The 12,163-nt window shown below is 71.3% G+C and carries 9 protein-coding genes; 5 read left to right on the forward strand and 4 right to left on the reverse strand.

Going from position 1 to position 12,163, the window contains the following annotated elements; translation table 11 throughout:
- Window positions 1-25: 25 nt before the first annotated feature.
- Window positions 26-619 carry a TetR/AcrR family transcriptional regulator gene (locus tag ASC99_RS33225; protein ID WP_057239062.1) on the reverse strand — a complete coding sequence of 198 codons (594 nt, stop codon included), beginning with the start codon at window positions 617-619 and terminating at the stop codon, window positions 26-28.
- A 252-nt stretch (window positions 620-871) separates the two neighbouring features.
- Between ASC99_RS33225 and ASC99_RS33230 the strand changes: the two genes are divergently transcribed.
- Window positions 872-2,611: an immunity 49 family protein gene (locus ASC99_RS33230; RefSeq protein ID WP_157531907.1), complete on the forward strand. Its 1,740-nt coding sequence runs from the start codon at window positions 872-874 to the stop codon at window positions 2,609-2,611.
- Between the two features lie 162 nt (window positions 2,612-2,773).
- Complete coding sequence (locus ASC99_RS33235; protein WP_162257951.1) at window positions 2,774-4,150, forward strand: MATE family efflux transporter; 1,377 nt, start codon at window positions 2,774-2,776, stop codon at window positions 4,148-4,150.
- On the opposite strand, the gene ASC99_RS33240 is transcribed toward ASC99_RS33235, so the two are convergent.
- Both ASC99_RS33240 and ASC99_RS33245 read right to left on the reverse strand, forming a co-directional pair.
- Entirely contained in the window at window positions 4,076-5,473 is a 1,398-nt protein-coding gene (locus ASC99_RS33240; protein ID WP_063857256.1) for an MFS transporter, read from the reverse strand. The genes ASC99_RS33235 and ASC99_RS33240 overlap by 75 nt on opposite strands.
- Window positions 5,470-6,027, reverse strand: coding sequence for a TetR/AcrR family transcriptional regulator (locus ASC99_RS33245; protein WP_057239068.1), 558 nt, complete (start codon window positions 6,025-6,027; stop codon window positions 5,470-5,472). The genes ASC99_RS33240 and ASC99_RS33245 overlap by 4 nt, the downstream gene beginning before the upstream one ends.
- A 223-nt stretch (window positions 6,028-6,250) precedes the next feature.
- On the opposite strand from ASC99_RS33245, the gene ASC99_RS33250 reads away from it, so the two are divergent.
- From ASC99_RS33250 to ASC99_RS33260, 3 genes are all read left to right on the forward strand, one after another.
- Entirely contained in the window at window positions 6,251-6,703 is a 453-nt protein-coding gene (locus ASC99_RS33250; RefSeq protein ID WP_057239070.1) for a hypothetical protein, read from the forward strand.
- Window positions 6,704-6,991: 288 nt separating this feature from the next.
- Window positions 6,992-9,304: a glycosyl hydrolase family 18 protein gene (locus ASC99_RS33255; protein ID WP_057239072.1), complete on the forward strand. Its 2,313-nt coding sequence runs from the start codon at window positions 6,992-6,994 to the stop codon at window positions 9,302-9,304.
- 236 nt (window positions 9,305-9,540) lie between these two features.
- Window positions 9,541-10,764 carry a serine hydrolase gene (locus ASC99_RS33260; RefSeq protein WP_082598827.1) on the forward strand — a complete coding sequence of 408 codons (1,224 nt, stop codon included), beginning with the start codon at window positions 9,541-9,543 and terminating at the stop codon, window positions 10,762-10,764.
- A 51-nt stretch (window positions 10,765-10,815) separates the two neighbouring features.
- Here the strand turns inward: ASC99_RS33260 and ASC99_RS33265 are convergent, their stop codons facing one another.
- On the reverse strand, window positions 10,816-11,901 hold the full coding sequence (locus ASC99_RS33265; RefSeq protein ID WP_057239076.1) for a glycoside hydrolase family 19 protein: 1,086 nt from the start codon (window positions 11,899-11,901) through the stop codon (window positions 10,816-10,818).
- Between the last annotated feature and the right edge of the window lie 262 nt (window positions 11,902-12,163).

Genomic DNA, 12,163 nt, shown 5'->3' on the forward strand with positions numbered 1-12,163 from the left:
GCGCAGCTGCCGATGTTCGGGCCGGTCATGCGGGGTCGACTTCCCGGGACGCGGGCCAGTGCTCCAGCAGGGTGTGCAGGGCGTCGAGAGCGCGGACCCAGGACTGCTGCGACGAACGCTCGTGCGCGAACCCGCCCGAGGCCTCCAGGGCGACGAAGCCGTGGAACGTGCTGCGCAGCAGCCGGACCGCGTCGGTCAGGTCGGGCTCGGCCAGTCCGTAGCCGCGCAGCATGCCGTAGGTCAGTTCGATCGCGCGCCGTGGCCCGGGCGCGTTCGCGGCCAGTTCGGGATCGATCCGGATCGGGGTCTGTGTCGCCAGGTAGCGGCCCGGATGCTCGCGGGCGTAGTCGCGCCAGGTATTCGCGAACGCGACCAGCGCGTCCCCGCTCGCCCGCCCGGCGGTCGCCTCCGCGATGCGGATGGTCTTCTCGTCCGCCGCCAGCAGCGCGATCCGTCCGCGCAGGTCCTCCAGGCCGCGGACGTGCGAGTAGAGACTCGCATCCTTCACGCCGAGCCGTCGCGCCACCTGCGACATGGTCACCCGTTCGAGGCCGACCTCGTCCGCCAGCTCGGCACCCGCGATCGTCACTCGCTCTGCCGTCAGCCCTGCCCGTGCCATGCGCCCTCCTCGTGATCCTAGGGCTATTAGGTATAACCTAGGATTCCTAGGTATGGCAAGCAGGAGGGGCACAGGTCGTGCGGCCCTGGTTCCGATGCGCCCCGGAGTGCCCGGCGAGGTAACGGCGGCTGCCCTGGGGCGGGCTGACGTCCAATCAGTTCGTCTGCCTATGCTGGGGGAGGCCCGATCGACGGGGCACGGCATGGGGGTGGGACGGTGCGGATCGAGCGTCACCGGATTGGCGAGGCTGCGGTGAGCAGCACAGTGGAGAACTTCGCCGAGCGGGTCGGGGGTGAGGTGCACCGGATGCAGAACGACGAATCTCCGGCCTGGGGTTGGGAGATGGTGGCCGAATCGTTCCTGGACTACCTCGGCGCGCGATCGGTCGGCAATCCGGAGCTGGCGGGCAAGGATGCCCGGATCGCCTGCGAGTCGGCTGCCGCTGCCGCCGTGGGTGCGCTGGCGCTGAGTGCCGGCCGGGCCGGTCATCCGCATGTGTTCATCGAGTACACCGGCACCGGAGTCCCGTACGGCGACGGGCGGAAGTCGGAGGATCTGGGCGGGGTGGCCGCGCACTCCTGGCTGGACCCGTTCTTCCTGGCCTTCGTGGCTGAACTGTCGGACGAATACGGCGAGTTGTTCGTCGCGGCGGCCCCCCGGCTACGGGGCCAGGAACAGCGGGCCGACGTGGTGCTGGTGCACGCGCTGCTGGCGTACGTCTACGGCGAGGCGGAGCAGGCCGAGGGATTGTCGGCGGGTGGCCAGGTGGCGGTGATCGACGCGCTGGTCGAGGGCCTGGGGGAGGGTACGGACCAGCCCGGCCACCGGGCTGCCCTGGCCACCCTGCGGGCGGTGGCGGCCGGGGACCGGGCGGGCTTCCATCGGGCGCTGGCCGGGCAGTTGGCGTGGTACCGGCAGCGGTACGCGGTTCCGGTCGACGGCGATCCGGCGCCGCGCACGCTGCTCCCGTTCGACGCGATAGCCCTCGCGGCGATGGCCGAGCGGTGGAACGGGTGGCCGGTGGCGGTCGAGTCGGGCTACCTGCCGGCCGCGCTGGTGGGCGGGTTCCGGTCGGCTGGTCCGCGGGTGCTCGGGTTCGGGCGGGAGAAGCAGGTCGAGGCGGTGGCGGCCCTGGCGGCCGGGCCTGTGGTGGTGGACCGGCCCGCGCATCCGTACGCCGAAGAAGCCGGTCGACTGGTCCATGAGGCCTATGCACAGCGTGAGTTGGCGAAGTTCCGGGATCCGGAGCAGAAGCCGTTGCATGTGATGCGGGCGCTGACCGGTCTGATGCGCGGGCAGGTGCTGCGCTTTCTGGAGCAGTCCGCGCTCGACCCGAGCGGGCGGGATCCCCGGCTGTGGGAGGCGCTGCGGATCGGTGCCGAGGCGGGTGGGGCGGCGTTCCGGCTGGCGCGCGGAGTGCCCGGTACGGAGTACGAGGTGACGGTGGCCGGCACCACCCGGCCGCTGCCTGCCTGTACCGGTTCGTACGGTCCGGGCGCGGGGCACTGGAAGCAGGCGGTGGCCCTGGCGCTGGTCACGGGGGACCGGCAGCAGCTGGCGGACTGTGTGCTGGTGACCCCCGAATTCTTCACCGTGGGCTGCTACTTCGGGCCGGTCGACGCCTACGGTGCGGCGCTGCACGACTACCTGCGCGGGGTGGACCCGGTGCCCGCGGTGACCAAGGCGTTCACGGTCTGCGCGCAGCACGAGCGCGGTCTGTACCTCGCCCCGCCGGTCATGCTGCTCTCGCAGCTGGTGGAGGGCGACCGGGAGGGCTTCGCGCTCGCGCTGGCCGATGCGTTGGAGGCGCACCGCGAGCACTACACGGTGGGCGAGTTGCCCGTCGAGCCGGACGCCCTGGTCGATCTCGACATCCTGGCGCTGGCCTGTCACGCGCACCGGATGGGCTGGCCGGTGCCGGTCCGCTCGCCCTACCTGCCGGAGGGCCTGTTCGGCCGACCGGTCAGGTCGAGGGCGACGTGTGACGTGTGACGTGTGACGTGTGACAGGTGCAACGGATTGCCAAGTCCGGCACCCGTGCGCACTTTCGATCTTGTGCTTTCGTACCTTGGCGGTTCCCGCCCGCCACCGATACCTCTAGTGAATGTGCCCTCGTCAGAGGCACATTGACGATGTTTCGGGGGAAGAAAAATCGTGCGGGGACATGTGTCGCGGCTGGCCGGGCTCGCCTGGCCGGTCTACGTCGAGTTGCTGTCGGGCGTGATCGCGTCGATCATCACCACGTTCTGGGTGGCCCGCCTCGGCGGCCCTGCGGTGGCCGCGGTCACGCTGGCCACGGGCCTCGAGCACCTGCTGCTCGGACTGGTCCTGGTCGTCAGCTCCGGCACCAGCCTCCGACTGTCCCGGGCCCGCGGCGCGGAGGACACCGCCGAGGCGGGCCGGGTCGCCACGACCGCCTGGTGGCTGTGCGGCCTGGGCTCGGCCGTCCTGGCTGTCCCCGGGACGCTGTACCGCGAGTCCGTGGCCCGGCTCTTCCTGGACGGCCCGGCGGCCGAACTGGCCGCCGGCTACCTGGCCGTAGCCTTCCCGGGCCTGATGGTGTTCTTTGCCCAGAAGGTGGCCGACGACCTCTTCAAGGGGTCGGGCGACACCCGGACGCCGATGCGCACCGCACTGCTCGGCAACCTGCTGCTGTTCGCGCTCGACCCCTTGCTCATCTTCGGGGTCGGACCACTGCCCGAACTCGGGGTGACGGGCGCCGCGCTGGCCTTGGTCGTCTCGCGCGCCGTGGCACTGGCCGTCGCCCTGGCGCTGCACCGCAGGGTTCGCCTGTCGGGGCGGCTTTCGGTCCGGACGGCAGGTCAGATCCTGGCCGCAGGCGTCTCGTTCGGTGTCGACTTCACGGCTCGGATGGCGGTCGGCATGGTGCAACTGGGCCTGGTGGCCTCCTTCGGCGTCGCGGCGGTGGCGGGGTACGGCATCGGCTACCGGATCCTGCTGGTGGCGACCATGGCGTTCTACGCCGTCCGGCAGGTCGCCGGGATCGAGGCCGCCCGACGTGCGGGGGCCGGCCGGGCCGGCCAACTGCCCGCGCTGGCCCAGGACACAGCCATCCTGGCCGCACTGGTGGGCACGGTGGCCACCGTCCTGTGTGCCGCCGTCGGCGGGCCCCTCACCGAGCTCTTCACCCGGGATGCGGCGGTGGCGGCGCAGTCCGTCGCGTTCCTCCGTCTGATGTGCCTCTACCTGCTCCCGTACGCGCTGGTGGTCGGGCTCGGCGGCGTACTCCAGGCGGCAGGGCGCGGCCGGGCCCTGGTGCTGGCCACCGCACTGGGCTTCGCGGTCCAACTCCCGGCCGGATACGGGCTTTCCCGCCTGATCGGCGTCAACGGCGTGTGGCTGGCGATGGCTGCGGGGGCGCTCACCCAGCTCGCCGCGTACCACCTGCTGCGGATCGTCCCCCGCAAGGCCCCGGGCGCCCACCGTCGGCCGCGCTCACCGCAGCCGTCCCGCCGGAGGACGGCCCCGCTCACCGCGCACCGGCGGGCGGAACACCCCGGTACCGCCTGACGAACCGCCTGACCGTCCCGGCAGCCGGGTGGCCAGTACGGCAGCGGTCGAAGCGGCCAGGGTGGCGAAGGCCAGCAGGGCGGCGCCGGTGGCCAGGCCGAGGGTGGTCAGGGTGGTCGCGGTGGCGACGCCGAGGGTGGGGCCGAGGTTCATCGCGGTCTGCTGGAGGCCGCCCGCGACCCCGGCGGTGTCCAGGGTGGCGCGGTGCACGACGACGGCGGTCGCGGTGACCATCACGGTGCCGAAGCCCGCCCCCAGCAGAAGAAAGCCGCCACTGGTGTCGTACCAGCCCGAGGACCGGTCGAGCCGGGCCAACAGCAGGATGCCGATGCCGATCAGCAGCATGCCCGAGGTCGCGGTCAGGCGGGCGCCGTGACGGCGCATCAGGACCGCGGCGGCCGGTGCGGCGAGCACCATCAGCACGGCGAGCGGCAGGGCGCGCAGTCCACTGTGCAGCGGGTCCAGGCCGAGCACGTTCTGGAGGAAGTAGGTGGCGAGGAAGAGCGTCCCGAACATCGCGGCCGAGGCGCCCACCAGCACGCCGAGCGCCGGGCCTGCGGCAGTCGGGCGGAGTATGCCGGTGGGCAGCAGGGGGTCGGGGGTACGGCGTTCGTGCCGGACGAAGAGGGTGCCGGCGGCCAGGCTGAGGGCGGCGCTGGGCCAGCTGAGGGTGGGCAGCGTGGTGAGGGTGTGCACCAGGCAGGCCAGGGTCAGGGCGAGCAGGGCGGCGCCGGGCAGGTCCAGACGGATCCGGCGGGTCGGTTCGGGCAGGCGGACGACGAGCGCGAGCAGGCCGACCAGCAAGGCGGGGGCGACGCCGAGGAAGAAGACCGCGCGCCAGCCGAAGTGGGTGGTGAGGGCGCCGCCGACCACTGGTCCGGTGGCGGCCGCCAGACCGATCGCGCTGGTGCGCAGCGCGATCGGCATGCCGAGCCGGTCGGCCGGGTAGGCGGCGCGCAGCATGCCGAGGGTGGCGGGTTGCAGCAGGGCACCGAAGACGCCCTGGACCACCCGCAGGGCGATCACCCAGCCGATACCGGGAGCCAGGCCGATGGCCGCCGAGGTGGTGGCGAAGCCGAGTACCCCGACGGCGAAGACCCGTCGGTGGCCGTACCGGTCGCCGAGGCGGCCCGCGAAGACCAGCAGCGCGGCGACCGCGATCAGATAGCCGGTGCTGGTCCACTGGACCTGGGCGAAGGAGGCGCCCAGGTCGCGCTGCAGAGTGGGCTGGGCGACGGTGAGCACCGTGCCGTCCAGGGCGACCACCATGGCGCCGGTGATGCTCCCGGCCAGGGTCAGCTGCTGTCGGAGGCGGGGGTTCACCGGGGCTCCGGTCCGAGGTGGGCGTCCAGGACGGAACGCAGGATCGATTCGAAGTCGTCGGTGCCGGTGGCGAGTTGGAGGCTGCCCCAGCGCCGGAGCTGTGCCAGGCCGTGCAGGTTGGCCCAGAGCGCGCCCGCGACCACGGCCGGCTCGGGCCGGAGCCGGGAGACCAGCTCCACCAGGACCCCGAACAGCGGCAGGCTGGTGTCGCGCAGACCGAGCTCGCCGCTCTCCAGCAGGTCGTGACGGAACATCAGCTCGTACATGCCCGGGTTGCTCCGGGCGAACTCGAGGTAGACCCGGGCCAGTTCGGTCAGGTGGGCCCGAGGTGTCGGCCGGGTGGCCCCGGCGGCCAGGGTGCCGAGTTGGCGGAAGCCCTCGAGGGCGATCGCGGAGAGCAGCGCCAGGTGGGTCGGGAAGTACCGGCGCGGGGCGCCGTGCGAGACCCCGGCCCGGCGGGCGATCTCCCGGAGGGAGAGGGTCTGCACGCCTTCTTCGGCCAGCAGCTCGACTCCGGCGGTCACCAGGCGGGAGCGCAGGTCCTCTTCTGTCATAGACACTGTCTACCAGGAGGAGTAGACAGTGTCTACTCGGCGCCGGGGCTCGAGGTCGGCGATCCGCCGAAGGGGCGCTGGGAGGGGTTCGGCACCCTCTGGCGAGGTCCGGCCAGGGGTGACGACATGTCCATCATGACAGGTCAGGCGGCCTTTTCGTAGGACCAAGGGCACAGCTCAACGATCTTGTCCGACCTACCCGGTGACCCGCAGACTCGCCGTCATGAATCACAACGGGAACGTCGACCGGGATGCGGTTCTCCGAGCACAGGTGCTGCTGCTCGGGTCCGGCATCGGAATCCACCAGGAGATCGCGGCGTACCGGATACTTGCGGAGATCAGTCCGCTGACTTACCTGGCCCGGCTGGCCAGGGCACTGCTGACACTCGGTCACGAACAGCTCGGGGGTCGGCCGGAACTCCACCTGTCGGTCGTGCTGGACGCGGCCGACGCGGTCCGGCGGCTGGCCGAGGTGGAGCCGCACCGGGACCAGCTGCTGATCGACGCGCTGGGCGAGCAGCACCGCTTGCTGGACGCGCTGGGGCGGCCTGACGAGGCGTCGGCGGCGCGGGAGGAACTGGCCGAGGTCGGCCGCAGGGGCTTCGCGGCGGGCCGGCTGGTGAGTCCGACGGGGGATCCGCGCCCCTTCGGGCGCAGGGGTGCGGCCGGCCGCTGAGGTCGGGTGCCAGGGGTGGCCGCCGCGAAAGGATGGAAACTTTCTTTACCTTTTCCGGCGGCCGCCCGGCCGACCTGCGCAGATGGTCCACCGCGCGGGTAAAGACCGGCTACTGACAGTGGGTCAGTGCGTGCCTGGGCTATTGACGGCCTCATTGGTCCAGTCCAATCTGTCACCTGTCGTGCTCAGGTACGACCCCGAGGGCTCCCCATCCCCCACCGGGCGCCCCGTCTCCCAGCCGGGTCGCTGCACCGCCGGAAACCCCACTCCTCCGGAGGAACGTCACCCATGCTCGAACGAGCCCTGCCCGAGCGCCCTGTCGCGCCCCGGGCCACTTCGCGGCGGAGAGCGGGCGCTCTGGCGCTCGCCGCCGCGCTCTCCACCGGCAGCGTCGCCGTGGTCGCCTCACTGGACTCGGCCTCCGCCGCCACCGTCAACCTGCTGTCCAACGCCGACTTCGAGACCGGCTCGCTGACCGGCTGGAGCTGTGCGGGCGGCACCGGCTCGGTGATCGGCAACCCCGTGCACGGCGGCTCGTACGCGCTGAGCGCGGCGGCCACCGCCAGTGCCACCGCGCAGTGCCAGCAGACCGTCACCGTCCAGCCCAACACCACGTACACGCTGGCCGGTTGGGTGCAGGGCAGCTACGTCTACCTGGGTGCGACCGGCACCGGGGTGAACGCGCAGACCTGGACCCCTTCGGCCACCGGCTGGAGCCAGCTCTCCATCAGCTTCAAGACCGGCGCGAGCACCACCTCGGTTACCGTCTTCACGCACGGCTGGTACGGCCAGGGCACCTACCGGGCCGACGACCTGACGCTGACCGGCCCGGCAGGGTCCAGCCCGTCGCCGAGCGTCAGTGTCACACCGTCCAACAGCACCAGCCCCAGCGCGAGTTCAAGCCCGAGTGCCAGCTCGAGCCCGAGTGCCAGTACCAGCCCGAGCGCCAGCGCCAGTCCGAGCCCGTCGGGCAGTCCGACCGGCCCGGTCGGCGACGGCAAGGTGAGCACGCCCACCGGCCTCAAGGTGGAGCAGACCACGCACAACGCGGTGGTGCTCTCCTGGCAGCCCAGCACCGACCAGACCGACAACGTCCCGGCCTACAAGGTGTACCGCCAGGGCCAGTTGGTGGCCACCTCGATGGGCACCAAGGTCACCGTCAGCTCGCTGCTGCCCGGCACCACCGCGAGCTTCAGCGTGCAGGGCTACGACGCGGCGGGCCACGCCTCCGGCCAGTCCGTGCCGGTCACCGTGACCACGGCGGCGGCCCCGGCCACCAGCCCGTACCGCTCGGCCTACTTCGACCAGTGGGGTGTCTACGAGAACACCTACTTCGCGAAGAACGTCGACACCAGCGGCTCGGCCGCCAAGCTGGACGTGATCACCTATGCGTTCGCCAACATCCACCCCACCTCGCACACCTGCTTCGAGGCCGTGAAGGCCTCCGACGCGGCGCACGAGGACAACCCCAACGCCGGTGACGGCGCGGGCGATGCCTACGCCGACTACCAGATGGACTACACCTCGGCGACCAGCGTGGACGGCTCCACCGACGTCTACGAGCAGCCCATCAAGGGCAACTTCAACCAGCTTCGCCAGCTCAAGGCCAAGTACCCGAACCTCCGGCTGACCATCTCGATCGGCGGTTGGACCTACTCGAAGTACTTCTCCGACGCGGCCTCCACGGACGCCAAGCGGAAGGCCTTCGTCTCCTCCTGCCTGGCCATGTTCCTCAAGGGCGACCTGCCGAAGAACGTCGCGGGCGACCCGTCCGGCGGCGTTGCGGCGGCAGCCGGTCTGTTCGACGGCATCGACCTGGACTGGGAGTACCCGGGATCGGCCGGCGGCCACGTGGGCAACCACACCTCGACCGCCGACAAGCAGAACTTCACCCTGCTGCTCAAGGAGTTCCGCGAGCAGCTGGACGCGTACGGCGCCCCGCTCGGCAAGCGCTTCCTGTTGACCGCCGCGCTGCCGGCCGGGCAGGACAAGATCCAGTACCTGGAGACCGACAAGCTCGGCGCCTACCTGGACTACGCCGACGTGATGACCTACGACATGCACGGCGCCTGGGACGCCAAGGGCCCGACCAACCTGCAGGATCCGCTGCACGACAGCCCGGCCGACCCAGCCACGCCGATCACCCCGGGCAACCGCAAGTACAACGTGGACACCGCGCTCACCGCGTACACCACCGGCCTGCCGGAGTACGGCATCCCGGGCGGCTTCCCGGCCAACAAGCTGGTGCTCGGCATCCCGTTCTACTGGCGGGGCTGGACCGGTGTCCCCGCCGGTGCCAACTTCGGCCTCTACCAGACCGCGACCGGCCCGACCCCGGCCAAGCCGCTCAGCCAGGAGGCCGGTCTGGCCGCCTGGCGGGAGCTCACCCCGAGCGCGGCCAACACCCACTGGGACCCGGTGACCGAGAGCTCCTGGATCTACGACGGAACCAACTTCTGGACCGGTGACACCCCGCAGGCCGTCCAGGCCCGCGGCGCGTACGCCAAGTCCAAGGGGCTGGCCGGAATGTTCGCCTTCGCCCTGGAGAACGACGACAACGCCGGCAGCCTGCTGAGCGCCATGTCGAGCAGTCTGAACTGAGAGCGGCCGCGGCCCGCACCCCCTCCCCGGGGTGCGGGCCGTCGGCGTCCCTGAGCGGTTTTCGGCCATGACCCTCAGAGCGGGTAGGGGACGCGCCCCCCGTCCGGGGGAGACGGGGCTATACCTCGGGGACGAGAGTCACCGGACCTGGGTAGGACGTGCTCGCACCACGCCGGATGTGAGAGTGGAGCAGCCGGAAGGGACTCCGGCCGAACCATTTCGAGGGGAACTGACTGATGCTCAACGGACGCGGGCGCACGGCACTTCGGGCAGCGGCAGTGGCACTGGCCACCGCGACGGTGGTCGCGGTGGTGGCACCGGTCGCTGGGGCGGCCGACGTCCCCCGAGGGGCGGTCACGGTGGCGGCGGGCGTGCCCACCGACCGGGTGGCGCTCGACCGGGCGCTGCACGACGTGGTCGAGGCCGGGGGCGCCAGCGCCGTGCTGGGTCGGGTGGTCCAGGACGGCCGGACGGTCTGGCAGGGCGCGGCCGGGCAGTCCGACCTGGACACCGGGGCACCGGTCCGGGCGGACGGCCGGTTCCGGATCGGCAGTACCACCAAGACCTTCGTCTCCACGGTGGTGCTCCAGCTGGTGGCCGAACAGAAGGTGAAGCTGGACGACCCGATCGAGCGCCACCTGCCGGGTACGGTGCCCAACGGCGCGAACATCACCGTCCGTCAGATCCTCAACCACACCAGCGGGCTGTACAGCTTCACCAGTGACCCGGAGCTCGGCCTGAGCTCGCCGGAGGCGCTGCGGGCCTGGGCGGAGAGCGACCGGGCGACCACCTACCGGCCGCAGGACCTGCTGGCGATGGCCTTCCGGCACGAGCCGCTGTTCGCCCCCGGTACCGACTGGTCCTACTCCAACACCAACTACATCGTGGCCGGGCAGCTGGTCGAGAAGGTCACCGGCCGCAGCTGGGCCAAGGAGGTGGAGCGGCGGATCATCCAGCCGCTCGGCCTGCACAACACCTCTATGCCGAGCACCTCGATGGCGATTCCGGGGCCGCACGCCAAGGGCTACCTGAAGTTCGGCGACACCCGGATCGACGTGACCCGGCTGAACCCGTCGATGGCGGGCTCGGCGGGTGCGGGCATCTCCACCACGGCGGACCTGACCCGGTTCAACGCGGCGCTGCTCGGCGGCCGGCTGCTGCGCCCGGCCGAGTTGGCGGAGATGAAGACGCCCTCGCCGCAGGCACTCGCGCACGGAGTGGGGTACGGCCTCGGGCTGTGGCGGACCGTGCTGCCGTGCGGTGAGTTCTGGGGCCACGACGGGGCCATTCCCGGGTACGCCACCATGCTGATGGGCGATGTGACGGGCCGTCGGCAGATCAGCTACTCGGGCAACCCGTTCAACTCCTCGGCGGAGACCGGCCGGACCGCCGAGGCGCTGACCGCGACGATGGCGTGCGGTCCGATCGCCCCGAGTACCCCCAGCACCAAGCTCGGCTGATCCCGGGAAGGCGGGTGCGTCCAACGGGGGTGCGCACCCGCCCTCTTCGGGTCAGCAGCTCAGGTTCGAGCCGGCCACCGTGCCGAGGATCTGCACGAAGCTCTGGTACGAGTTGATCCGGCTCTGCACCTGGGCGGGGTTACCACCGTTGCACTCCAGCGAGCCGTTGATGCTGCGGATCGTCTCACCGAAGCCGTAGTCGTTGACCATCGCGTTGTGCGGGGTCATCGTGCCGGGGCCGCTCTGGGTGTTCCAGTACCAGAGCGCGGTCTTCCAGGCGACGGCCGCGTCGGTCTGCACCAGGTTGGGGTTGTTCAGCAGGTTGATGCCGAGCGCGTCGCCGGCCGCCTTGTAGTTGAAGTTCCAGCTGAGCTGGATCGGACCGCGACCGTAGTACGCGGCCTGGCCGGCCGGGCAGCCGTACGACTGCGAAGTGTCGCAGTAGTGCGGGTAGTTGGCGGTGTTCTGCTCGACCACGTAGACCAGGCCGCCGGTCTCGTGGTTGACGTTGGCCAGGAAGGCGGCGGCCTCCTGCTTGCGGACGGTGTCGCTGCCGGTGGCCGCGAACGCCGGGTAGGCGCTGAGTGCGGCGGTCAGCCCGCTGTAGGTGTAGAACGAGTTCCGGCTCGGGAACATCTGGTTGAACTGGGCCTCGCTGACCGGGAATCCGCCCGGGGTCGCGGTCGCGGTCGGCGTGGGGGTGCCGCCGCCGGTGCAGTTGTAGGGGTCCCAGTACCAGGTGCTGATCACCGGGTCGTAGCCCGGGTTGTCGTGCTCGGCGACGTAGTACTTGCCGTCGGTGTACTTGACGATGCTGCCGGTGGTGTAGGTCTGGCCGGCCACCCAGGCGGGGTAGTTGCAGCTGCCGGAGGTGGGGGTCGGGGTCGGCGTGGTGCCGCCGCAGACGCCCTGGTCGGCCCAGACACCCGAGCTGCCGCCCGGGGTCTCGTTCTGGGTCCACCACTTGGCGGACCAGTTGTGGCCGCTGTACGAGGCGGTGTTACCGCCCACGTAGACGGCGGAGGAGCTCCAGGCGGTGGTGCAGCTCGCGGCCGAGGCGGCGGCGGGCAGCAGGAAGGCCAGGCCGACCGCGACGACCATCGCGGTGAGCAGGGCCAGGAGTCGTTTTGTCGACACTTCATCACCCCTACGTGCGGTGGGGGCCGCACGATCGACTACAGATACGTCCGGTGGGGGCCCGCCGGGAAGCGGGGCCGGTACGGGACTGTGTGAGGGGACTCAACCGCAGTGGTCTACACCTGTCAAGGGCTCCCGGGCGATTCGCGCACGCCCTGATCGCCGAAGCTGACGGATCGTCAGACTACGTACTACCGAAGCACGGCGGGTGATTCGGCCGCGCGGACCAGCAGTGTGGCGGTGCCCGAACCGTCGGCGGGCG

Source organism: Kitasatospora sp. Root107, from assembly GCF_001424875.1.
Lineage (GTDB): Bacteria > Actinomycetota > Actinomycetes > Streptomycetales > Streptomycetaceae > Kitasatospora.